The organism is Microcystis aeruginosa NIES-2549 (genome assembly GCF_000981785.2).
In the GTDB taxonomy this organism is placed as follows: Bacteria; Cyanobacteriota; Cyanobacteriia; order Cyanobacteriales; family Microcystaceae; genus Microcystis; species Microcystis aeruginosa_C.
In genome coordinates, this window is record NZ_CP011304.1 from 3,631,820 (window position 1) to 3,654,747 (window position 22,928).

Below are 22,928 nucleotides of genomic sequence, written 5' to 3' on the forward strand. Positions count from 1 at the left end.
GAGTTAAGGGCAATGTCAGACTTAAATCGTGGCATTATGAAATTCGAGGGAGCCGATAAACCGGCAGTAGTGGCGATATCGTCGATTATCGTCATCGGTAGTATTATTGCTCTGATCCTTTGGGCAATGAAAGTCGCCTACATCTAGTTAGGGTTTGCGGCAAAAAGTTTCTCGTGGGGGCAGGGTGTAGGGTGTAGGGTGTAGGGTGTAGGGTTTTACCCATTTTCATCTGGTAAATTACCTAATTTTCAGGGAAAAAGTCCCTAAAATTTCCCCCCGATCCCTCCAATGGCGGGTACTTTTTGATTTCCCAAAAGTCTAAAAGTCTTACCCAACAAGGTTTAGATTTATTCAGCAACATCTAGTTAACTAGATTATTTCGCTCACTTTTGGCATCACTCAGTTTAAGTTTCTTGCCATCACGATCTCACCTCTTGTCCCCTTGAGCCTGTAGGATAGGGTCAAGGGAGAAATTGCTAGTTCCCTCTATTGCGCTTGCTAGTCACACTCGACTCGAAACAGATCATCGATGAGCAGATCAACTTCTGTTTTAACAGAACTGTTGCAGTTACTCCCCCAATGGCGATCGCAGATGTACTTCAAAGTATCCCTGACCGCGCTATCCCACGCCATGGAGGATCAGGTTTTAGCGGAAGACGATCAACCATTAGTGATTGCCAGTTTTCAGCGTGAGCGCTTTTATCGTCAAGAGGCCCATCGCTATCGACGCATTGCCCACAAAAGCGGGCAAGTTTATGTTTTGTCCGCCCCAGAAACCGATTTTAAGCATAGTTCCGACATTTACGAGACGATCGCTTTTCAACCGGAGGACAGTTTAGCCCAAGAATGGCATCTAGTGGTTATCGGTCACCATTATGCTAGTTGTTTGATCTGTCGGGAACGAACCCATCTGGTAGCCGAAGGGGAAAATAGGGCAGCTATGGATAATAATCGCCGTTTTGAGGGGATTTGGACGAGCGATCGCCATGTAAGTCAACAGGCGGCCCAAATTCTTTTAAATCATATTCTCGATTATCGTCCTGAACTGGCGGAGAAAATTAGGCGCGCTCAAGAAGAATACCTGATCTGTGAACTGACGGACAGGGACCATCAAGAGGAACCAGATCCCTTTGTCCAGCGATTGGTCACTTATTTGCAAGCGGGACAGTATAAACTGCTGAAAGCCAATCGTTCCCTAGCATCGAAAGAACACAAGGAAAGACTGATCAACTCGGTGACAGCGGCGATCCGTCGTTCCCTCGATCCGGAAGATATCCTCCAGGTGGCAGTGCGGAAATTGGGCGAGGGATTAGGGGTCTGTCGCTGCGTGGTCTATCGTTGTAAGGAAGCCGACATTAACGCCACCATCGAACACGAATTTTTAAACTCCGGCATTAGTTCCATCAAAGGACAAAAATGGCCCCTGAAAAATAATCCTCTTTTTCAGGAAGTGCTGGAATTGAGAGAATCCCTGAAAATCGAAGACGCTATTCACGATCCCCGTCTCCCCGGCGATTCCATTCAAAATCTCGTGCGGGAATGTTCCATCTATTCCTGGTTATTAGTGCCGATTTTTTACCAAAGTCGTCTCTTGGGAATGTTGGAACTGCATCACTGTGGACCCGATACCACCACTTGGAAAAGCGAGGATGTCGCCCTTGTGGATGCGGTGGCCACTCAAATCGGAGTCGCCCTCATTCAAGCAGAAGCCTACGCTAATTTACAGGATTTAAACGAACAATTAGCCGCCCTCGATCGCACTCGTTCTAATTTAGTCGCCATTACCGGCCACGAATTACGCACCCCCCTCTCCACCATTCAAGTCTGTCTAGAAAGTTTGGCCTCGGAACCGGATATGCCCGCGGAAATGCGCCAAATTATGCTTGATACTGCCCTGAAAGATGCGGAACGAATGCGTAAATTAATCCAAGATTTTTTAACTCTTTCTCGCTTAGAAAGTGGCCGGGTTAATTGGAATCCCGAAGCTTTATCCCTATCGGAATGTGTGGAATTAGCCATCAGTCACGTTCACTCCTGCAATCTCGACAACGAAAACCCACAAATTATCAATCTTGTCCCCCCTAATCTGCCCTTTGTTTTAGCCGATGGCGAGTGGTTGGTGGAATTACTCTCCAAACTTCTCGATAATGCCTGTAAGTTTACCGGACGGGAGGGAAATGTCTCGATCGAAGTCGCTTCGGGAAAACCAAAAACTCTAGAAGTAACCATTTCTGACACTGGACGCGGCATCGAACCCAATCTTTTAGAACAGGTTTTTGATCGCTTTTACCAAGAGGAGGGGGCCCTGCGACGCAGTGCCGGGGGAACCGGTTTAGGACTGGCTATCTGTCGTCAGATCGTTAATGGTTGGGGCGGCGAAATTTGGGCAGAATCGAGGGGCAAAAATAACGGCAGTCAGTTTCATTTTACTATTCCAATATTTAAAGATAAAACTAACGATAATCCCCCAAATACCGCTCCGAAAAAATCCTCCCGTCGTCCTGCTAGTAAACGTAAATAGCGGCCAGTTGCCCGTTTAGTTTTGGCTCTTTACTCGTGATACTAAATCCAGTTATTAAAAACTGATTATGTATTCCCCCTTTTGCCTCTTGCCTCTTGCCTTTTGCCTATCCTGATATGTAGCATATACTTAACGGATTTAGTATGACTTCCTATGCCTTTTCTTCATCAAAAACTAAATAAAAAAGCATTAAAAAAGAAGCATCAAATACCCAAGATATATAATAAACTTAAAAGAGTAATCAATTAGTCGTTTTTAGGTGAAAAAATTATGGGACGCGCCAAGAGAGTGGTTTTAGCTTATTCCGGAGGAGTCGATACTTCCGTTTGTATTCCCTATCTCAAACAGGAATGGGGAGTGGAAGAAGTGATTACCCTAGCCGCCGATTTAGGACAGGGAGACGAATTAGGCCCGATTCAAGAAAAGGCCCTGCGCTGCGGAGCGATCGAATCCTTAGTAGTCAATGCTCAGGAAGAATTCGTCAAAGAATACGCTTTTCCCTCAATTCAAGCTAATGCTCTCTACGAAAATCGTTATCCCCTTTCTACCGCCCTGGCTCGTCCTTTAATCGCTAAATTATTAGTAGAGGCCGCCGAGAAATACGGGGCCGATGCCGTCGCTCACGGCTGCACCGGCAAAGGTAACGATCAAGTGCGTTTTGATGTGGGCATTATGGCCCTCAATCCTAGTTTAAAAGTTCTCGCTCCCGCCAGGGAATGGGGCATGAGCCGGGAAGAAACCATCGCCTACGGGGAAAAATTCGGGATCGAGTCCCCCGTGAAAAAATCCTCGCCTTTTAGTATCGATCGTAACCTGTTGGGCCGCAGTATTGAAGCCGGTCCTTTGGAAGATCCGATGACGGAACCCCCGGAAGAAATCTATCTCATGACCAAAGCGATCGCCGATACTCCCAACGAGCCGGAATACGTCGATATTGGTTTTAATCAGGGAATTCCCGTCAGTTTAAACGGAGAAAATCTCGATTCTGTCACGCTCATTAGTCAATTAAATGACCTAGTGGGTAAACACGGTGTTGGTCGGTTAGATATGATCGAAAACCGGGTAGTGGGAATTAAATCGCGAGAAATTTACGAGGCCCCAGCTTTATTAGTTTTAATTGATGCTCACCGGGACTTAGAAAGTTTGACTTTAACTGGAGATGTTACCCAATATAAACGGGGAATTGAAGAGACCTACGGACAGTTAATTTATAAAGGATTGTGGTACAGTCCCTTAAAGGAAGCGATCGATGCTTTTATCCTCAAAACCCAAGAACAGGTAACGGGATCGGTGCGAGTCAAACTGTTTAAAGGTAACGCTAAAGTGGTCGGTCGTCAGTCAGTCAATTCCATCTATTCTCCCGATTTAGCTACCTACGGGGCCGAGGATCAATTTGATCATAAAGCTGCCGAAGGTTTCATCTATGTTTGGGGATTACCCAGCAAAGTTTGGGCTGAAAAAACTAGAGGGAAGTAATCAACAATTCTCCCCTAAGTAAGTGGTTTTTAATTCAGATCCTCCCAAGGTAGGGTTAATTCATGAATTAACCCTACTATGACTGGACCAGGGGGGAATCAACAAATAACTGATTTAAATTTGATCACCGATTTTATCAGACTTAGGATTGTTAATAAAATTAAATATAACTAATGAAATTACTTTTTTAGAACCATGCCAGCAAAAGATATTTACCATGAAGCCGTGAAAAATGCCTTAATTAAAGACGGTTGGAGTATTTTAGCTGATCCTGATAAAATTAAATATAAAGATGTTGAATTTTTGCTGATTTAGCAGCAGAAAAACCTTTGGCTGCTGAAAGAAATGGACGTAAAATTGTTGTGGAAATCAAAAGCTTTTTAAGTCCCTCACCTATGAGATATTTTGAAATAGCTTTAGGACAATATATTTTATATCGAAATTTAATCAGTCTTACCGAACCAGAATATCAAATTTATCTAGCCATTAAAGACAGCATTTATGAAAATTTTTTCCAACGAGAATCAATTCAGGATATTGTGAAAATAAATCAATTACTTTTGCTGGTTGTTGAGATGGAAAAGGAGAAAATTTTACAATGGATAGACTAGAAAAATATCGCAATGCCATTAAAAAAGTATTAACAGAATATCACGAATGGGTTTCTGGTTCTGCTAATTTAGATCAAGAAAGTTGTCTGGTTTTTGACGAGATACATGATCAGTATTTTTGGCTTTTTATGGGTTGGGAAGGCAAGAAAAAAATCAGGAATATTCAAGTCCATATTAGGATTAAAAATGAGAAGATTTATATTGAGGAGGATTGGACAGAGGAAGGTATCGCTACGGAATTATTAAGGGAGGGTATTTCTAAAGAAGATATAGTTTTAGCTTTTTACGATCTGGAAACTCGTAAGTTAACTGGGTTTGCTGTGAGTTAAGTTCTCGGTAAATCTTGCCTCGAAATCTGAGGTTGATAAAAGAAGCTTAAAGGAGCTATTCTGTTACTTTTTAACCAGTTTATCCCTATGGGTAACAAAAATTTGAGGTATAATTATAATATCTCTATAAACCCGCATAAAAAAAGTTTATGGCTATTTCAATTACTTTAACTTTACCTGATGAGATTTTTAATCTAGCTCAATCCTTAGCCCATTCAATTAACCGTGATCTTAATGATATATTAGTAGAAGCGATAGCTTTTTCTATTAGTCCCAATTATCAAGGCGAAAAAATCTCATCCCTAAATTCATTATCAGATGAAGAAATTATCAAATTAACTCAATTACAAATGGCATCAGAACAGGATCAAAGATTAAGCGAGTTGCTCAATCAACAACAAGAGAGGGATTTATCAACCTTTGAAAATACGGAACTTTGGTCATTGATGCAAATTTATCAAATAAACTTGTTAAAGAAGGCACAAGGATTAAATGAAGCGGTTAAAAGAGGATTAATTTCACCCTTAGAAGCATGAATCCTGTCCCTATTCCCGACTATATTAAAGATAAAATTCGCCAACAAGCTAATACTAAATCTGGTTATTAAAAACTGATTATTTATTCCCCCTTTTGCATGAGGTTCTCTCCTTTATAAGTAGCCTATACTCAACGGATTTAGTATAATTGCTGATTGTCGGTATTCCTGCAAATGTAAGATGCACCAGGTCAATTTATTGCGGGGGAACCTAGGAGCGAAGGTGATCATTTCGGTCAAAGAAATAAGTATAGGTAGAACCTCGCTTATCTGCATTCCAAGGTAGAACCTTGCAACCAGTCAAAAATATTTATATAATCCAAAACTATCTTAAACATAAAAATCAATAAAAAATGATGATTAAATACCCCTTGACTTCCCCCCCCCCTTGTGATATTTTTTGCTGTGGGATATTGGCGCAAAACTAGCGTTAAATATGACCATAATTTTCTCCTATTACTGTCATCGAATCCATGAAAAAATTACTGACAATTTTAACCCCCTTGACTCTGATGGGGTTAGCTGGGGTTACTCCTGCTCAAGCGGCAATAGTAGCTGGTTGGAACGAATTTACTGCTTTTACGGCAACCTATCCCAAAGCGGCGGATAATGTAGGTGCGAATATAACCAGCACTGGGTTAGATACCGCCGGGATAAATCGGTTGGGTGGTCCTCCTTTCTTGTTGGGTAATACGAGTTCTGGCGGTTGGAATACAGGTAGCACTGTTAATACCAGCCAATACGTCGAATTTGCCGTACAACCCGGTGCAGGTTTTCAAGTCGATTTTACTAACTTGCAACTCAATGCGAAGCAGGATGAAACGCGGCTAGATTTGGTCTTGCGCTCTAGTGTTGATGGGTTCACCAGTAATTTAGGGACACAAGTTAGCCTAACAGATAGCTTTAATACCTACAGCTTTGATCTAAGCAGTTTAGCACCCCAAACCGGCCCGGTACAGTTCCGTCTCTATGGACTGAATGCTGACTCCTCCTTTATCTACTTCCATGGTGAAAACTCCGCTAATGTTACCGGGGGTGGGTTTGTGGCTCTTAATGGGGATATCACTGCTACTGGTGGCGGTGCTGTATCAACCCCGGAACCTAGTAGTATAGTTGGTTTAATTGCTGTTGGTGCCTTGGGTGCCGCTTCCCTTCGTCGTCGGGGATAAATTATCCTTGGCAGGGGCAACTACAGAGGGGTTGCCCCGATATCTTGATATAATCGGGAGTGATAGGTCAATTATCTTTTCTGAATAGGGGCAAATATGCAGATAAAAGACATGACTCCCCAAGAGTTACAAAGTTTAATCCGTAATACAGTAGATGATACTCTAGATGAATACTTTGGTGATCCGGATGAGGGAAAACAAGTTAAGGAATCTTTTAAAGAAAAGTTATTAGAAATCCAACAAAAAAGACTACAAGGAAGAGCGACTATTCCTGCAGCTGAGGTGGATAAAAGATATGGGATAGAACCTTAAATGAGCTATTCTGTTACTTTTGAACCAGAGTCGATAACTGATTTAGATTTGATCACAGATTTTATCAGACTGAGGATTCTTAATAAAATTAAATGGTTAGCTATCAACTTTGAACAGATAACTCCCCTACCTCTTACGAGAGAATGGTCAGGGTTTTACAAATTAAGAGTAGGAGATTATCGGGTTATTTATGAATTTGATCGAGAGAGTAGGATAATTATTATTGTTAGAGTAGGTCATAGAAGTGAAGTTTATGACTAAATACTTACTAAAATAATTGGGATCAGCAATAAGCTAAGACGCATTTTAAACGCCTATCCTTAGAATAGCGAGATTATTTTCTAGTAAAAATTGCCAAAGACAGCCCAATTATTGACAAAATTATGGCAGCATAAATCGAGCGGTAGCCCTGATTAATTACGGCACGGCATATAATAAAAAATGGTCTCCCTAAACCAGTTGCCAAAATCGCCGCCATGGACAGTCAATTACTCGATAAACTCGGACAATTACAAAACCTCTTACAAACCAGTGAAAAGGCTCTGATTGCCTATTCTGGGGGCGTGGATAGCACCCTAGTGGCAAAAGTGGCCTATGATCTGCTAGGGAGTCAAGCATTGGCAATTACGGCGGTTTCCCCTTCCCTACTGCCGGAAGAATTGGAAGAAGCGATCGCTCAGGCCGATTATATCGGTATTCCGCATGAATTGGTGGAAACCGAGGAAATGAATAACCCTAATTACACCAGTAATCCCGTTAATCGCTGTTATTTCTGCAAAAGTGAGCTACACGACACCCTTAAACCCCTCGCTCTCGCTCGTGGTTATTCCTACGTCATCGATGGCGTTAATGCTGATGATTTAAGGGATTATCGTCCCGGGATCCAAGCCGCTAGGGAGCGCGGCGCTCGTTCACCTTTGGCGGAAATTGCTATCACAAAAAGCGAAGTTCGTCAACTATCCCGTTACTTAAATTTACCTTGGTGGGATAAACCGGCGCAACCCTGTTTAAGTTCCCGTTTTCCCTACGGGGAGGAAATTAGCCTGGAGAAATTGCAAAGAGTCGGACGGGCGGAGATTTATCTGCGAAAATTAGGTTATCGTCAATTACGGGTGCGATCGAGCGGCGATACGGCACGGATTGAATTACCAGCAGCAGAAATCCCCGACTTTATTAATCGGACAAATTTAAGCGAATTAGTCGCTGATCTGCAAAAATTAGGCTTTATCTATGTCACCCTCGATCTAGAAGGTTATCAAAGCGGCAAGCTTAATCGAGTCCTCTAGGAGTGAGGTGATGGGAGATGGGGGTGGGGGGCTGACAGGTGTAGGTTTATTACAAAGAGGTGAGCAGTCACACACTCAGGGTGAGAAAATCAAGCTGGTGGTCTGTCAAGATGTTATTGACGGATACAATCTTTTTAATTTAATTCGGGCATCTTCAGTGGTAAATCGCCAATCTACAGGAGCAGAATTTTCATTTCTGCGTTTTTCCCCAGCTGCTACTTCTTCTGTTAAGATTTCCTTGTCTTCAATACGCCGATCAAGGCACTGTCGGCTTAAAACACTCAACTCAATTTCAGCCATATTTAACCAACTTCCATGTTTAGGAGTATAATGAAACTCCAATTTATCCAGAATGCGTCTTGCTTTGACTGGGGTAAAAGCTTGATAAAGAGATGCTTTGACATGAGTATTCAGATTATCTTGAACTACTTTAATTTTCTTGGCTTGAGGATGACGTTGAGCAACTAAATACTTCATTTGTTGGGCATAGTCAACAATCCTACGTTGGTCAGTAACTTCCATATATCTCCAACCCGTGAACGGCTCAAAAAACATGAATAAATTAGAAACTCCCTCTCGCTGATATTCATAATCAAAACGTTCGGACTTACCCGGTTCGGCAGCAATTGGCGAATTGATTTCTGAAATCAGTTGTTTTGAGGTCTCATCAAAACAAACTAAGGGATAATCTGGGTCATAGTTGCTGGTGTAAAGTTGTAACACTTCTGACCTTTGACAGACAAATTCGGCATTGGCTTGAGGTGGAATTACCCAAGATTCTTTTAACCAAGGTTTTATCTCGTTTTTTTTAAGACCTGTCGCACTGTTTCATAAGAAATGCTTTCTATGTATTCTAAAGTTACCATTTCCTCTGCCAGTAGTCGTAATGTCCAACGGTTATAACCTTGAGGCACTTGTGAGCAAGCCAGTGCGATTAAATGGGCTTCTGCTTCTCCGTCTATCTTTTTGAGCTTTAATGACTTTTTCGGACGAGGGTTAAGTGCATTTTCTAGGCTTTCTTCCACAAATCTTTGTCTGACTCTCTCAATGCTTCTGGTACTGATATTCAAGGCTTCACTGATTTGTTTATCTGTACAACCTCCATCGGGTTGATTGATATCTGCTTTCAGTAAAATTCGAGCATGATTAATTTTTCTAGCGGAAGCTCTACCTGTTGTGGTTAGTTTGTTGAGACTCTTGCGTTCATCTTCAGTTAAGCAGACAATGTATTGTTTGGCTGGCATTGTTTTTCGGGGTTAGCTTATTTACATTCCTATTATCCGACATAATTGCTTTGACAGACCACCAATATTTTGTCGCCATCAGCTTTTAGCCACAATTCAATTGAGTATAAAATAATCTCAGAAAAAGCCTCCAGAAAATGTCAAATCAACCATGAAAACAATCATTTTGATTTCTAGTCTATCTTTAACAATGGTAGTCGGTGCTTCCTGGGCAAAACCGAATATAGTTTTGGCTCAAACTTGTAATTACTTTGCCGGAACTGCTGTCACGGGAAAAAGCGTTAACATCGATTTATGTTCGATTGTTCCGGCTAGTTCGCGTAGTGTTGACTTTGTTTATTATTTAGGAAATCAACGACTGGTTAGCCAAGCTAATTGTGATAACGGAACTTGGACGACTTTTCCCGAAAGACAAATTCATCGTCCCCGCTCTCAGGCGACTCAAACAATGCTAGAGGTGGTGTGTAGTTACAGATTCGATAGTTCTCAATCTACATCAAGAATCGCTACAGCAATAGTGTTTTCTCCACCATCAAATGTGAGAACGTCCCCCAATGGCAATATCATCTGTTCAGTCAGAGAACCTAGAACCATCAATATTTATGGTTCGGTTGGTCCTTGGTATTATACGGATGTCTGTGGAGAAATGGGTCTTATACATTCCAGTCAAATTAAATTTGACAAATAGAGATCGCGTTTCTGCGGGAACACAGAAACGGGTAGAATCAATCAATGCAGTTGTTTTCTTTCGAGGTGTCATCATTACTAAGAAAGCTACCCGTTCCTTAGCCGGTATTGCCGGAATTGTCGCCGTTGCCACCTTAATCAGTAAGGTTTTTGGTTTAGTCCGCGAACAGGTAATCGCCGCTGCCTACGGTGTTGGACCAGTGGTGAACGCCTACGCTTTTGCCTACGTTATCCCCGGTTTTCTGTTAATTCTCCTCGGTGGTATTAACGGCCCCTTTCACAGCGCTTTGGTCAGTGTTTTGGCCAAAAGAGATAAATCCGAGTCCGCGCCGATTGTCGAGACTGTCACCACCCTAGTCAGCGCGATTTTATTAGCTGTCACCGTCTTTTTAATCGTTTTTGCCAATATTTTTATCGATGTTCTCGCCCCCGGTTTAGATGCCGCCACCCGTGCCATGGCCATTCAACAACTGCAAATTATGGCCCCCATGGCGGTTTTAGCCGGTTTAATCGGCATCGGTTTCGGTACTCTCAATGCGGCGGATCAATACTGGCTACCGAGTCTCAGTCCGCTTTTTTCCAGTGTGGCGGTGATTATCGGGGTGGGTTTGCTGGCTTGGTTTCTTGGCGATCGCATTGATGAGCCGCAATATATTCAACTGGGGGGTTTTGTCCTCGCCGGCGGTACTCTCATCGGGGCGCTCTGGCAATGGTTAGCACAAGTGGGCGCACAAGTCAAGTCAGGTTTAGGAAAATTAACATTTCGTTGGGATTGGCGGATACCGGGGGTGTCGGAGGTGTTGCGGGTGATGATTCCGGCGACCTTATCTTCGGGAATGTTGCATATTAACGTTTATACTGACCTCTTTTTTGCTTCTTTTATCGAAAATGCCGCCGCTTCCATGCGTTACGCCAGTTTTATCGTTCTCACGCCCTTGGGCATCATGTCCAACATGATTCTCGTGCCGTTTATGCCGATATTTTCTCGACTGACGGAACCGGAAAATTGGGGAGAATTGAAGCAAAGAATCCGTCAGGGTTTATTATTGACGGCTTTAACCATGTTACCCTTCACCGCTATCTTTATCGCCCTCGCTTTCCCGGTAGTGCGAGTTATCTATCAACGGGGTGCTTTTAATCTGGCTGCCTCGGAACAGGTGGTTCCCGTATTAATGGCCTACGGTTTCGGGATGTTTTTCTATCTCGGCCGCGATGTTTTAGTACGAGTGTTCTATGCCTTGGGTGATGGTGACACCCCCTTTAAGGTGAGTATGGTGAATATTTTTCTCAATGGTGTGCTGGATTTCCTCTTGTATAAACCTTTTGGTACTCCGGGGATTGTTTTAGCAACCGTGGGGGTTAATATCATTTCTATGGGCATTTTTACGGTAATTTTAAATCGTCGTTTAGGGGGTTTACCTCTGGGAGAATGGGGTTTATCCTTATTGGGATTAACGGTAATTACAATACTTTCTGGTGTTAGTAGTTGGGGTGCTAGTTGGGGTTGGGAAAAGGTTTTCGGTGCTGGTAATATTTTCTTGCAATTATTACAGTTGGGTTTGGCCTCGACCGTAGCGGTGGGTTTATTCCTCCTCGGTGCGATGTTATTGAAGTTACCTGAATTAGACCTATTAATCTCGCGATTTCGTCAGAAGTTCTTGAAAAAATCTTAGGTTTAAGTTGCTGCCTCACTAGATTAAAGAAGGGTTAAACCCTAGCTAATACCAAATCAGTTTTTAAGAGTCTGATTAACTCCCTCCCTCCCTCGTAATTACTGTTGTAGGGGACGGAAGAATTTTTTCAATTTGCTCGCTCTCTTTTTGTTTAATGTCAAACAAATCCAATCGGATTTGAAGATTTAACCAAAAATCAGGAGAGACTTGCAAGTATTTAGCTAGTCTTAAAGCGGTGCTAGGGGTAATCCCCCGACGACCGTTGACGATTTCGTTAATTTGTCGGTAGGGAACTCCGATTGCGTCGGCAAGTTGACGTTGTGTGATTCCCATCGGCTGCAAAAATTCCTCTTTCAGCATCTGGCCCGGATGGGTGGGTCTTCTATGGGTAGGTATGCGAACCATGCTTATACTCCTTTTTTAACTGGAATGATAATCAACGATTTCAACCATTTTTGCCCCGTTTACAGTCCAGATAAAACAGATACGGTACTGATCATTGATTCGGATACTATACTGACCTTGCCGATCACCGACTAAAACCTCTAAACGATTATTAGGTGGAACGCGGAGGTCATCTAGGGAGGTCGCCGAATCGACTAAATCGAGTTTTCGCCGGGCCACGTTCCATAAATTTCTAGGACAGACTTTCCGCGCTTTTTTTGTATCCTCACCGTTGAAAATATCTTCAGTAGCTGTATTCCTGAACGAGAGGATCATAATAACACGGTAGCACGTTTATCATGTTAGACATTGTTATATCGGAAATGCCAGTTTCCTTGTTCTGACTTTCCCAACCGACGACCGACTCCTAACCGCAGTAAGAAGCTTTTTCAGCAAACCTTATTTATTTTTAGGAATTGGGGGCAGTTGCGGTGATTTTCGGCGAGAATTAGAACCGGATATTTTCGGGGGTAGGGGTGCAGAATTGCGATTAGATAAACTTTGAAGGCTCTTTTTCATATTAGCAGGTTCTGGCAGTTCTAGAGTTACCCCTTCTCTAGCGGTCATTGTTTCCTCTGGTAGGCATAAATCAAAAACAAAGGCAGAATTATTGGTTAAATCGGCAAATTCTAATTTTACCATCTCTCGAGAGGATTCTAGTGCTAATAAAGGTTCAATTTCGGTTTTAATTAACTGTTCTAATTGAGCCAGATAATTGATCTTAACAGGAGTAACAATTAAAGTTAACGTTTCTTGCCAACCTTGCCCCGCCAATTCTGCCAGAATATCCCCATAACAGCGAATTTTCCAGCTACCTATTCCTAAATCTCGATAGGAAAAAATTTCTAGCCAACCCCCAGCATCCGATCGATAATAATGGGTATATCGTTCGCTACTTTCGGGAGATTCGTAATCGATACGCACTTCAATATGAGCAAAAGGAGAATCCAGACGGGCCAAAAGACGATAGTTTCCCGAGACAATTTCTAGAGAATTATTAGAAATTGTGCTTCCGTGATTCTCCCCTTGTTTTTGCAGTATAAATTCCATAATCTTAGCCTAGGACTGATGTTTGGCCTCTTAGGTTTGGTGGGTAAAATGTATTCTAGGATACAGTCCCGCCAGCGAGCGAGTGGAACGAACCACAAAGACACAAAGGACACAAAGAATAAGAGAGCCTAATGTTTGCCCATGACGCTAAAACTTAGGATTTGTGCCGGGAGATTTGCGCTTTTAATTCCCTTGCTTGTGTCAATAAATCCGCTTGGGTTAGACTAATTTGTTCTTGGGTGGCCATCCATTTCAGTTGTACCGTGCCATTTTCAGCCTCAGCATCCCCCAAAATTATACAGCCCACGGCCTTAGCTCGATCGGCCCGTTTAAATTGTTTTCCGAAAGCGCTGCCGCTTAAGTCTAACTCAACGCTAAACCCCAATCCGCGTAATTGTTGCGCTAACACCACACTGCGGGCCTCAGCTTTTTCTCCTTTGGAGACGAGATAAAAATCGGGAACCAAAAAAGATAAAGATTGCTTTTGTTGTAATAATATAATCAGACGTTCTAAACCGATCGCCCAACCCACTGCTGGCGTGTCTGGACCGCCTAATTGAGCTATTAAACCATCATAACGACCACCACCGCAAACCGTGGCTTGAGCGCCTAAATCATCGGACTGAATTTCAAAGGCCGTATGGGTGTAATAGTCCAATCCTCGCACTAAACAGGGATTAAGATTATAGATAACTCCCAAATCAGTTAGTAAAGATTGCACCCGTTCAAAATGCTTTTGAGAATCACTGCCGAGATGCTCAAGAATACTGGGGGCATTCTCACAGATAATCTTGGTTTTCTCGTCCTTACTATCCAAAATTCGCAGGGGATTTTTTTCTAATCTCTGTTGAGAATCCGCGTCTAAATCAGCTTTGTAGGGAGTCAAATAATCTAGCAGGGCCTGACGATAATTTTGCCTATCTTGGGCATTTCCCAGGGAATTAAGGTCTAATTTTAGGTTTTCTAGCCCCACAGCTTTTAATATCTCGCTGGCAAGGGTAATTACTTCCACATCCGCCCTAGGGTCATCAGTTCCCAACAATTCGACCCCAATTTGATGAAACTGTCGCTGCCTACCCGCTTGCGGACGTTCATAACGAAACATCGGCCCCTTATACCAGAGTCTTTGTACTCCTCCGGCGGCCTGTAATTTGTGTTCAATGTAGGCGCGAACGACCCCAGCCGTTCCCTCCGGTCGCAAAGTCAGGGAACGTTGACCGCGATCAAAGAAAGTGTACATTTCTTTACCCACCACGTCCGTCGCTTCCCCGATACCCCGTTCAAAAAGTTGCGTCTGTTCAAAAATGGGAGTTCGTATCTCTTGATACAGCGCAGTCCCTAAAATTCTGCTGGCAGTTTCCTCTAACCACTGCCAGTAACCGATCTCCGCCGGTAAAATATCTTTTGTGCCTCGGATTGCCTGGATTTCGCCCATAGTTCTCTGTATTTTTATCCCTATTTGAACAATCTTAAACCGCTTAGAGTCACTAATACCGTCGATCCTTCATGACCGATAACACCCAGAGGTAAAGTTATATCACCGGCAAAATTGGCTATTAGCAATATGCCGATAAACGCGAGGGCGAAAGTGATATTCTGTTTAACGATGCGATTGGCACGACGACCAAGGTTAATCGCGCTGGGAATTTTGGCTAAATTATCGGACATAAGGATAATATCGGCCGTTTCCAAGGCCACATCACTACCAGCTTTTCCCATGGCAATCCCCACATTAGCCATAGCTAAAGCGGGCGCGTCATTAATGCCATCCCCCACCATAGCGACAGTGTGATATTTTTCTTGCAGATTTTGGATAACGCTTAACTTATCTTCTGGCAGTAAATCAGCGTAAACTTCCTCAATACCGAGTTTTTCAGCGACTTGATCGGCACTTTGTTGATTATCACCCGTAATTAAAACGATATGTTCGATACCGATCTTTTTTAGCTGCTTCACCAGATTAACTGCCGATTCCCGCAGGGTATCGGCCACAGCGATCGCACCAAGTATCTGATTCTCTTGTACTACCCATACCAGGGTTTTGCCTTCTTTTTGTAAACGTTCGCGCATAGCTAGAATATTCTGGTCAAGATCAGTAATATGGTCACGAATATAGGCAAAATTGCCCACAGATACCGACTTATCGGCAATTTTTCCCGTGATACCCCGTCCCGATACCGCTTGCACCTGATTAGCACTGAAGAAATTTATACCACGTTCCCTGGCTGTGGCGGTAATAGCGGATCCGATGGGATGTTCCGAACAGGATTCTAGGGCTGCAGCCACCGCTAACACCTCATTTTCACTGACTGCATGGATAGGGATAATTTCCACCACTTGCAACTTACCAAGGGTGAGAGTGCCGGTTTTATCAAAAGCGATCGCTCGTATGCGGCCGATCATCTCCAATCTTGCGCCATTTTTGAATAAAATCCCCTGTTTTGCGCCGTTAGCGATACCCGATAACAAAGCTGGCATAATTGAGGCCATTAAAGCACAGGGAGAGGCCACCACAAGAAAAATTAAGGCCCGATAGATAGTAGTTTCCCAGGTCCAACCCCAGAGAAAAGGCGGTAAAATCCCGAAAATTAAGCCCAAAATCACGATAATTTTCGCATAACCCCGCTCGAAACCTTCGATAAACTCTTGGGAGGGAGGGGATTCATTTTGTGCTTTTTCTACCAAACGAATCACCCTCTCAATTAAGCGACTTTCGGGGGGAGTTTCCACCTTTAAACGTAGCACTCCCGCACCGTTGAGAGTTCCCGCAAAGACTTCTTCACCGATGGTTTTATCCACGGGAAGGGATTCTCCGGTAATTGGCGCTTGATTGATGGGACTGTTTCCCTCCATAATAATGCCGTCAATGGGGATTAATTCACCCGGTTTGACCAAAACTGTGTCACCTATCCGTAATTGCTTGATAGGAACCTCTTTTTCCCTATCTCCCGTGATTAATCTAGCAGTATCGGGAGTCATCGCCATGAGAGAACGAATATTGCGATCGGTTTTTGCCATGGCAATCTGTTCTAATGCACCACTAATGGCGAAAATCAGGATTAAAACGGCTCCATCGATGATGAGATAGTAATTACTATCCCAGAGTCCCAAAATCGCCGCCCCCAAGGCCGCTACAATCATTAACAGGTCCACATCCAGTTCTTTTTCCTCCCATAAAGTCGTCAATCCTGCTTGGGTACTCTCGTATCCTCCCACCAGATATGCGATCGCTAGTAGGATAAAAGCCGGGCCGATCAGATTAAGGTGTAGGCATAACCAACCAAAAAAGACTAAAATAGCGCAAATTCCTGCGGCAACTGCCGAGGAATACTCAGACAACCAAGAGGACGAGATACTCTGAATCATGGATCGATGGCAATTACTTTTCTCCCCATTCTAGAAAAAATTAGATCGATGCAGAAAACCCCTATGTGGTATTCACCGGTGCGAAGGCTCTCTTAGGTTTGCTGGTTAAAATGTATTCTAAGATACAGTCCTGCTGGCGAGGGAGTGGAAGGAACCACAGAGGCACAAAGGACACAAAGATCGATCACTACATTCAGTTAAACTGATCAGACAAAGAAGAGTGGAAGGAACCACAGAGGCACAAAGGACACAAAGATCGATCACTACATTCAGTTAAACTGATCAGACAAAGAAGAAGAGAGCCGTGCGAGTTACGAGGAAGCGGAAAATTGGCTATTAGAGGACGAGTATGAACCCCGAAAGGGACGAATTTCGGCAGTAGAGATATAATTTCCTTATCTGTGCGAAACGTTTAGGCATGAAATAGGGTTGAAATGCCTGAAATAACCGCCTAGTAAGGTCTTCAGTCCCCCGACTGAATCTAAGAGGTCAACCCAGACCAACCTTATAACTGTTTATATGTCCCGACGTTTAGTATCACCCGATACAAAATAGGCAAGGGGACTCAAGGTCAAAACACTTTGTAACAACTATTTACAATCGTTACAAAGGTGAGAGTAACGGCGATAGCCACCCCCAGTTTCAGAAGTCACAACCCTGAAATTGAAGCGGGGAACGGAAGGCTCCGAGGTGCAACCTAACACCAGCAGCGAGACCACTGCCAACAGCCCAGGATTAAGCGAAAGCTGAACGTCTGACATGAACCATCGTAACAATTAAGCAGTGAAATAAGGTTGACACACTGCGTTCAAAAGAACAAGGGGAATAAGTGAGGGACTTGATAAGCTACTCACACAGACCTTTTAAAGTACCCCGGTGGAAAAGACGAATCTAAAGGATGGAAAGCCCATATAAACGGAACGTGATAACCCCTTTCAGGCTCTGAGTATCGGTCGAAATACCCAGTAGTGAGAAGTGTAAGCGCAAGCCTTAAAGGGGGTGAGATGTAACCAAAAGCCAACGCTTGACGTTAATAGTCAAGATACGCTAACAGGTTACGGTTTGATTGTAAGGATAGAGTCTAGTAGGAGTCTATATGACGAAATCGAGAAAAGGTAAAGGGTTCGGGAAACCGAAAACCACTAAGACTACGAATGTATGGAAGGCTATCAATTGGGCGAAAGTCCAAAGATATGTCTTCAAGCTCCAAAAGAGGATATACCAAGCGGCTAAATCGGGACAGGATGCAAAGGTTAGAAGGTTGCAACGTCTATTGGTGAAATCGTACTACGCTCGTCTATTAGCGGTTCGCAAAGTAACCCAAGATAATCAAGGAAAGAAAACAGCAGGAGTTGATGGGAAGATAGTAATATCCCCAGAACAAAGGCTAAATCTAACCGAAGAAATTAAGGGAACACTTAAAGCAAAACCGTTAAGAAGGGTATGGATTCCTAAACCCGGCAGGGATGAAAAACGCCCATTAGGAATACCAACCATCAAAGACAGAGCTAGACAAGCGGTGATTAAATCGGCACTTGAACCAGAATGGGAAGCAAAAATGGAAGGAACCAGCTATGGTTTCCGACCCGGAAGGTCTGCCCATGACGCAATATCGAGGATATACCTCAGCATTAATAAGGGTAATTACTTTGTGTTAGATGCTGATATTGCCAAGTGTTTTGACCGAATTAATCACAACTTCCTACTGTCAAGAATTCATTGTCCCAGTGCCTTGAAAAGAGACATAAAACAATGGCTCAAAGCAGGAGTATTGGATAAAGGCGTATTTGAAGAAACAGAAACAGGGACACCACAAGGAGGGGTAATAAGTCCACTACTTGCTAACATCGCACTGGATGGAATGGCAAGATTAATCGAAACACTATTCCCCAAAAAGGGAAATGGTACAAATCAAGCTGTTTTAATAAGGTACGCCGATGATTTTGTGGTGATTTCACCTTCACTCGAAATCATTGAACAGTGCAAAACTGCTATCTCCGAATGGTTAAAACCGATAGGATTAGAACTCAAACCAGAAAAAACCAGAGTGTGTCATACACTCAAACCCATTGAATATAATGGAAAAACGGAAGAACCAGGATTTGACTTTCTAGGATTCAACATCAGACAATACCCAGCCGGAAAATATAAAGCGGGAAAAATATGTAAAGGAACACCCAAGACATTCCTAACACACATTAAACCTAGCCAAAAAGCAGTTAAAGCCCACACAGAAGCGATTAAAGGTGTAATCAAAAAACACAAAACCGCACCTCAATCAGCCCTGATTAGTCGACTAAACCCAATCATAAGAGGATGGGGGAACTACTATTCAGGAGTAGTATCTATGGATACTTTCACAAAACTAGACCATACAATCTGGTTGATGTTAAGGGCATGGACAGTATCAAGATGCAGAAAAGCGAACTACGAAAAGCTGAGAAATTACTTTAGACCGGGTACAGTTAAACTCAGCAATGGGAAAGAAAGACAAGAATCCTGGTTATTTCAAACCAAAGACGGTCTCCACTTATGGCAACATAATTGGATACCAATTGTCAGACATACCTTAGCACGCTCCGACGCATCACCATTCGACGGAAATTGGACCTACTGGGCAACCAGAAGAGGACAAGCAATCGACACACCGACAAGAGTAGCCAAACTACTTAAGAAGCAACAAGGCAAGTGTAACCGATGTGGGCAATACTTCACCCCATCGGACTTAATTGAAGTTGACCACATCCACCCTCTCAGCCTAGGCGGAAAGGATGAATATAAAAACCTTCAATTACTACACCGCCACTGTCATGATGAAAAATCAGCTTCAGATGGAAGCCTCGATATACCCACAAGACAAAGTATACAGGCAACCACAGAGAAGTCAAGCGGTATCCTTAACAAAGGAACAATCAAACTAGGAGCCGTGTGAGGTGAAAGTCTCAAGCACGGTTCTGAATGGGAGGGGAGGTCGGTGACGACCTTCTCGACCCCTAATTCCTTTCCGCTTTTCTTCAAAACCCTTATTCTGTATGCTGTTTAGCAAGAATTAGCGATCGCCGCTTAACCAACTCAGGCCCTAATAGGTAAAATATAAGCTGGGAGATTATAGTGAGAAGTTATGAAGTTGACTGTAACACTTGACCGTGACGAGGATGGGGTTTGGGTTGTAGAATGCCCCAGTATTCCGGGTTGTGTCAGCCAAGGTCAAACGAGAGCAGAAGCTCTAGAAAATATCAGAGATGCGATTATCGCTTGCCTTGAAGTTCGTGCAGAACGTGGACTACCGCTCACGATTGAAACTTGTCAAGTAGAGGTAATGGCCTAATCATGTCCTCTGCTCTTCCTGTTCTCAGCGGACGTGAAGTAGTCCGAATATTTGAAACCTTTGGCTGGCAAGTTGCGCGTCAAAGTGGAAGCCATATCATTATGGTTAAGGAGGGTGAACAGGTAACACTCTCTGTTCCTGATCATCGTGAAGTGGCTAAAGGTACGCTTCGTAGTCTTATTCGTACTGCTGGAATTACTTTACAAGAATTTGTTTCTGGCATGAGATGAACAAACAAGTCGAGGAAGCGGAAAATTGGCTATTAGAGGACGAATTTGAACCGGTAGAGGGACGACTTTCGGCAGTAGAGATATAATTTCCTTATCTGTGCGAAACGTTTAGGCATGAAATAGGGCTGAAATGCCTGAAATAACCGCCTAGTAAGGTCTTCAGTCCCCCGACTGAATCTAAGAGGTCAACCCAGACCAACCTTATAACTGTTTATATGTCCCGACGTTTAGTATCACCCGATACAAAATAGGCAAGGGGACTCAAGGTCAAAACACTTTGTAACAATTATTTACAATCGTTACAAAGGTGAGAGTAACGGCGATAGCCACCCCCAGTTTCAGAAGTCACAACCCTGAAATTGAAGCGGGGAACGGAAGGCTCCGAGGTGCAACCTAACACCAGCAGCGAGACCACTGCCAACAGCCCAGGATTAAGCGAAAGCTGAACGTCTGACATGAACCATCGTAACAATTAAGCAGTGAAATAAGGTTGACACACTGCGTTCAAAAGAACAAGGGGAATAAGTGAGGGACTTGATAAGCTACTCACACAGACCTTTTAAAGTACCCCGGTGGAAAAGACGAATCTAAAGGATTGAAAGCCCATATAAACGGAACGTGATAACCCCTTTCAGGCTCTGAGTATCGGTCGAAATACCCAGTAGTGAGAAGTGTAAGCGCAAGCCTTAAAGGGGGTGAGATGTAACCAAAAGCCAACGCTTGACGTTAATAGTCAAGATACGCTAACAGGTTACGGTTTGATTGTAAGGATAGAGTCTAGTAGGAGTCTATATGACGAAATCGAGAAAAGGTAAAGGGTTCGGGAAACCGAAAACCACTAAGACTACGAATGTATGGAAGGCTATCAATTGGGCGAAAGTCCAAAGATATGTCTTCAAGCTCCAAAAGAGGATATACCAAGCGGCTAAATCGGGACAGGATGCAAAGGTTAGAAGGTTGCAACGTCTATTGGTGAAATCGTACTACGCTCGTCTATTAGCGGTTCGCAAAGTAACCCAAGATAATCAAGGAAAGAAAACAGCAGGAGTTGATGGGAAGATAGTAATATCCCCAGAACAAAGGCTAAATCTAACCGAAGAAATTAAGGGAACACTTAAAGCAAAACCGTTAAGAAGGGTATGGATTCCTAAACCCGGCAGGGATGAAAAACGCCCATTAGGAATACCAACCATCAAAGACAGAGCTAGACAAGCGGTGATTAAATCGGCACTTGAACCAGAATGGGAAGCAAAAATGGAAGGAACCAGCTATGGTTTCCGACCCGGAAGGTCTGCCCATGACGCAATATCGAGGATATACCTCAGCATTAATAAGGGTAATTACTTTGTGTTAGATGCTGATATTGCCAAGTGTTTTGACCGAATTAATCACAACTTCCTACTGTCAAGAATTCATTGTCCCAGTGCCTTGAAAAGAGACATAAAACAATGGCTCAAAGCAGGAGTATTGGATAAAGGCGTATTTGAAGAAACAGAAACAGGGACACCACAAGGAGGGGTAATAAGTCCACTACTTGCTAACATCGCACTGGATGGAATGGCAAGATTAATCGAAACACTATTCCCCAAAAAGGGAAATGGTACAAATCAAGCTGTTTTAATAAGGTACGCCGATGATTTTGTGGTGATTTCACCTTCACTCGAAATCATTGAACAGTGCAAAACTGCTATCTCCGAATGGTTAAAACCGATAGGATTAGAACTCAAACCAGAAAAAACCAGAGTGTGTCATACACTCAAACCCATTGAATATAATGGAAAAACGGAAGAACCAGGATTTGACTTTCTAGGATTCAACATCAGACAATACCCAGCCGGAAAATATAAAGCGGGAAAAATATGTAAAGGAACACCCAAGACATTCCTAACACACATTAAACCTAGCCAAAAAGCAGTTAAAGCCCACACAGAAGCGATTAAAGGTGTAATCAAAAAACACAAAACCGCACCTCAATCAGCCCTGATTAGTCGACTAAACCCAATCATAAGAGGATGGGGGAACTACTATTCAGGAGTAGTATCTATGGATACTTTCACAAAACTAGACCATACAATCTGGTTGATGTTAAGGGCATGGACAGTATCAAGATGCAGAAAAGCGAACTACGAAAAGCTGAGAAATTACTTTAGACCGGGTACAGTTAAACTCAGCAATGGGAAAGAAAGACAAGAATCCTGGTTATTTCAAACCAAAGACGGTCTCCACTTATGGCAACATAATTGGATACCAATTGTCAGACATACCTTAGCACGCTCCGACGCATCACCATTCGACGGAAATTGGACCTACTGGGCAACCAGAAGAGGACAAGCAATCGACACACCGACAAGAGTAGCCAAACTACTTAAGAAGCAACAAGGCAAGTGTAACCGATGTGGGCAATACTTCACCCCATCGGACTTAATTGAAGTTGACCACATCCACCCTCTCAGCCTAGGCGGAAAGGATGAATATAAAAACCTTCAATTACTACACCGCCACTGTCATGATGAAAAATCAGCTTCAGATGGAAGCCTCGATATACCCACAAGACAAAGTATACAGGCAACCACAGAGAAGTCAAGCGGTATCCTTAACAAAGGAACAATCAAACTAGGAGCCGTGTGAGGTGAAAGTCTCAAGCACGGTTCTGAATGGGAGGGGAGG

General features: G+C 43.2%; 19 protein-coding genes and 3 pseudogenes. 16 read left to right on the top strand and 6 right to left on the bottom strand.

Going from position 1 to position 22,928, the window contains the following annotated elements; genetic code table 11:
* The first annotated feature begins 12 nt into the window (after positions 1-12).
* The 10 genes and pseudogenes from myaer_RS22380 to larE all read left to right on the top strand — a co-directional run bounded on the left by myaer_RS22380 (position 13) and on the right by larE (position 8,239).
* Entirely contained in the window at positions 13-147 is a 135-nt protein-coding gene (locus tag myaer_RS22380) for a hypothetical protein (protein ID WP_002736350.1), read from the top strand.
* 382 nt (positions 148-529) lie between these two features.
* Positions 530-2,521 (top strand): DICT sensory domain-containing protein, encoded by a 1,992-nt coding sequence (locus tag myaer_RS17885; RefSeq protein WP_046663066.1) that lies wholly within the window; start codon positions 530-532, stop codon positions 2,519-2,521.
* Between the two features lie 270 nt (positions 2,522-2,791).
* Entirely contained in the window at positions 2,792-3,997 is a 1,206-nt protein-coding gene (locus tag myaer_RS17890; protein ID WP_046663067.1) for an argininosuccinate synthase, read from the top strand.
* Between the two features lie 195 nt (positions 3,998-4,192).
* Positions 4,193-4,608 (top strand): annotated as a pseudogene (locus myaer_RS17895) (XisH family protein).
* Complete coding sequence (locus myaer_RS17900) at positions 4,596-4,937, top strand: XisI protein (RefSeq protein WP_002793145.1); 342 nt, start codon at positions 4,596-4,598, stop codon at positions 4,935-4,937. The pseudogene myaer_RS17895 and the gene myaer_RS17900 overlap by 13 nt, the downstream one beginning before the upstream one ends.
* Positions 4,938-5,086: 149 nt before the next feature.
* Entirely contained in the window at positions 5,087-5,473 is a 387-nt protein-coding gene (locus tag myaer_RS17905) for a hypothetical protein (protein WP_008197417.1), read from the top strand.
* Between the two features lie 472 nt (positions 5,474-5,945).
* Positions 5,946-6,641, top strand: a complete 696-nt coding sequence (locus myaer_RS17910) for a PEP-CTERM sorting domain-containing protein (RefSeq protein ID WP_046663069.1) — start codon at positions 5,946-5,948, stop codon at positions 6,639-6,641.
* Between the two features lie 96 nt (positions 6,642-6,737).
* Complete coding sequence (locus myaer_RS17915; RefSeq protein ID WP_002760368.1) at positions 6,738-6,953, top strand: hypothetical protein; 216 nt, start codon at positions 6,738-6,740, stop codon at positions 6,951-6,953.
* Entirely contained in the window at positions 6,954-7,214 is a 261-nt protein-coding gene (locus myaer_RS17920; protein ID WP_002780565.1) for a type II toxin-antitoxin system RelE family toxin, read from the top strand.
* 215 nt (positions 7,215-7,429) lie between these two features.
* Positions 7,430-8,239 carry an ATP-dependent sacrificial sulfur transferase LarE gene (gene larE, locus myaer_RS17925; RefSeq protein WP_046663070.1) on the top strand — a complete coding sequence of 270 codons (810 nt, stop codon included), beginning with the start codon at positions 7,430-7,432 and terminating at the stop codon, positions 8,237-8,239.
* Positions 8,240-8,344: 105 nt separating this feature from the next.
* Here larE and myaer_RS17930 read toward each other — a convergent pair.
* Positions 8,345-9,483 (bottom strand): IS630 family transposase gene (locus myaer_RS17930; protein ID WP_103672896.1). Its coding sequence is split into 2 segments (ribosomal slippage): positions 8,345-9,054 and positions 9,054-9,483, totalling 1,140 coding nucleotides; the frame shifts between segments, so codons are not numbered across the junction.
* A 151-nt stretch (positions 9,484-9,634) separates the two neighbouring features.
* On the opposite strand from myaer_RS17930, the gene myaer_RS17935 reads away from it, so the two are divergent.
* On the top strand, positions 9,635-10,171 hold the full coding sequence (locus tag myaer_RS17935) for a hypothetical protein (RefSeq protein ID WP_046663073.1): 537 nt from the start codon (positions 9,635-9,637) through the stop codon (positions 10,169-10,171).
* Positions 10,116-11,843 carry a murein biosynthesis integral membrane protein MurJ gene (gene murJ / locus myaer_RS17940; RefSeq protein ID WP_046663074.1) on the top strand — a complete coding sequence of 576 codons (1,728 nt, stop codon included), beginning with the start codon at positions 10,116-10,118 and terminating at the stop codon, positions 11,841-11,843. The genes myaer_RS17935 and murJ overlap by 56 nt, the downstream gene beginning before the upstream one ends.
* A 75-nt stretch (positions 11,844-11,918) precedes the next feature.
* Here the strand turns inward: murJ and myaer_RS17945 are convergent, their stop codons facing one another.
* The 5 genes from myaer_RS17945 to myaer_RS17970 form a co-directional block, all read right to left on the bottom strand.
* Positions 11,919-12,248: a HigA family addiction module antitoxin gene (locus tag myaer_RS17945; RefSeq protein ID WP_046663075.1), complete on the bottom strand. Its 330-nt coding sequence runs from the start codon at positions 12,246-12,248 to the stop codon at positions 11,919-11,921.
* A 15-nt stretch (positions 12,249-12,263) separates the two neighbouring features.
* A complete protein-coding gene (locus myaer_RS17950) occupies positions 12,264-12,563 on the bottom strand; it encodes a type II toxin-antitoxin system RelE/ParE family toxin (protein WP_046663076.1) in 300 nt (99 codons plus the stop codon).
* Between the two features lie 123 nt (positions 12,564-12,686).
* On the bottom strand, positions 12,687-13,337 hold the full coding sequence (locus myaer_RS17955) for a hypothetical protein (protein ID WP_046663077.1): 651 nt from the start codon (positions 13,335-13,337) through the stop codon (positions 12,687-12,689).
* Positions 13,338-13,491: 154 nt separating this feature from the next.
* Positions 13,492-14,772 carry a histidine--tRNA ligase gene (gene hisS, locus myaer_RS17965; protein WP_046663078.1) on the bottom strand — a complete coding sequence of 427 codons (1,281 nt, stop codon included), beginning with the start codon at positions 14,770-14,772 and terminating at the stop codon, positions 13,492-13,494.
* Positions 14,773-14,792: 20 nt separating this feature from the next.
* Positions 14,793-16,703 carry a heavy metal translocating P-type ATPase gene (locus tag myaer_RS17970; RefSeq protein WP_046663079.1) on the bottom strand — a complete coding sequence of 637 codons (1,911 nt, stop codon included), beginning with the start codon at positions 16,701-16,703 and terminating at the stop codon, positions 14,793-14,795.
* A 1,096-nt stretch (positions 16,704-17,799) separates the two neighbouring features.
* Here myaer_RS17970 and ltrA (myaer_RS17975) point away from each other — a divergent pair.
* The 4 genes and pseudogenes from ltrA (myaer_RS17975) (at position 17,800) to ltrA (myaer_RS17995) (ending at position 22,878) form a co-directional block, all read left to right on the top strand.
* Positions 17,800-19,624: pseudogene (gene ltrA, locus myaer_RS17975) on the top strand (group II intron reverse transcriptase/maturase).
* 200 nt (positions 19,625-19,824) lie between these two features.
* On the top strand, positions 19,825-20,031 hold the full coding sequence (locus tag myaer_RS17985) for a type II toxin-antitoxin system HicB family antitoxin (protein WP_008198193.1): 207 nt from the start codon (positions 19,825-19,827) through the stop codon (positions 20,029-20,031).
* 2 nt (positions 20,032-20,033) lie between these two features.
* A complete protein-coding gene (locus myaer_RS17990; RefSeq protein ID WP_046663080.1) occupies positions 20,034-20,261 on the top strand; it encodes a type II toxin-antitoxin system HicA family toxin in 228 nt (75 codons plus the stop codon).
* A 792-nt stretch (positions 20,262-21,053) separates the two neighbouring features.
* Positions 21,054-22,878 (top strand): annotated as a pseudogene (gene ltrA / locus myaer_RS17995) (group II intron reverse transcriptase/maturase).
* Positions 22,879-22,928: the final 50 nt, after the last annotated feature.

What these genes read in the sequence shown, in the direction of transcription:
- myaer_RS22380 (WP_002736350.1), top strand. Translation starts at nt 13, where the DNA reads ATGTCAGACTTAAATCGTGGCATTATGAAATTCGAGGGAGCCGATAAA.
- myaer_RS17885 (WP_046663066.1), top strand. Translation starts at nt 530, where the DNA reads ATGAGCAGATCAACTTCTGTTTTAACAGAACTGTTGCAGTTACTCCCC.
- myaer_RS17890 (WP_046663067.1), top strand. Translation starts at nt 2,792, where the DNA reads ATGGGACGCGCCAAGAGAGTGGTTTTAGCTTATTCCGGAGGAGTCGAT.
- myaer_RS17900 (WP_002793145.1), top strand. Translation starts at nt 4,596, where the DNA reads ATGGATAGACTAGAAAAATATCGCAATGCCATTAAAAAAGTATTAACA.
- myaer_RS17905 (WP_008197417.1), top strand. Translation starts at nt 5,087, where the DNA reads ATGGCTATTTCAATTACTTTAACTTTACCTGATGAGATTTTTAATCTA.
- myaer_RS17910 (WP_046663069.1), top strand. Translation starts at nt 5,946, where the DNA reads ATGAAAAAATTACTGACAATTTTAACCCCCTTGACTCTGATGGGGTTA.
- myaer_RS17915 (WP_002760368.1), top strand. Translation starts at nt 6,738, where the DNA reads ATGCAGATAAAAGACATGACTCCCCAAGAGTTACAAAGTTTAATCCGT.
- myaer_RS17920 (WP_002780565.1), top strand. Translation starts at nt 6,954, where the DNA reads ATGAGCTATTCTGTTACTTTTGAACCAGAGTCGATAACTGATTTAGAT.
- larE (WP_046663070.1), top strand. Translation starts at nt 7,430, where the DNA reads ATGGACAGTCAATTACTCGATAAACTCGGACAATTACAAAACCTCTTA.
- myaer_RS17935 (WP_046663073.1), top strand. Translation starts at nt 9,635, where the DNA reads ATGAAAACAATCATTTTGATTTCTAGTCTATCTTTAACAATGGTAGTC.
- murJ (WP_046663074.1), top strand. Translation starts at nt 10,116, where the DNA reads ATGTCTGTGGAGAAATGGGTCTTATACATTCCAGTCAAATTAAATTTG.
- myaer_RS17945 (WP_046663075.1), bottom strand. Translation starts at nt 12,248, where the DNA reads ATGGTTCGCATACCTACCCATAGAAGACCCACCCATCCGGGCCAGATG.
- myaer_RS17950 (WP_046663076.1), bottom strand. Translation starts at nt 12,563, where the DNA reads ATGATCCTCTCGTTCAGGAATACAGCTACTGAAGATATTTTCAACGGT.
- myaer_RS17955 (WP_046663077.1), bottom strand. Translation starts at nt 13,337, where the DNA reads ATGGAATTTATACTGCAAAAACAAGGGGAGAATCACGGAAGCACAATT.
- hisS (WP_046663078.1), bottom strand. Translation starts at nt 14,772, where the DNA reads ATGGGCGAAATCCAGGCAATCCGAGGCACAAAAGATATTTTACCGGCG.
- myaer_RS17970 (WP_046663079.1), bottom strand. Translation starts at nt 16,703, where the DNA reads ATGATTCAGAGTATCTCGTCCTCTTGGTTGTCTGAGTATTCCTCGGCA.
- myaer_RS17985 (WP_008198193.1), top strand. Translation starts at nt 19,825, where the DNA reads ATGAAGTTGACTGTAACACTTGACCGTGACGAGGATGGGGTTTGGGTT.
- myaer_RS17990 (WP_046663080.1), top strand. Translation starts at nt 20,034, where the DNA reads ATGTCCTCTGCTCTTCCTGTTCTCAGCGGACGTGAAGTAGTCCGAATA.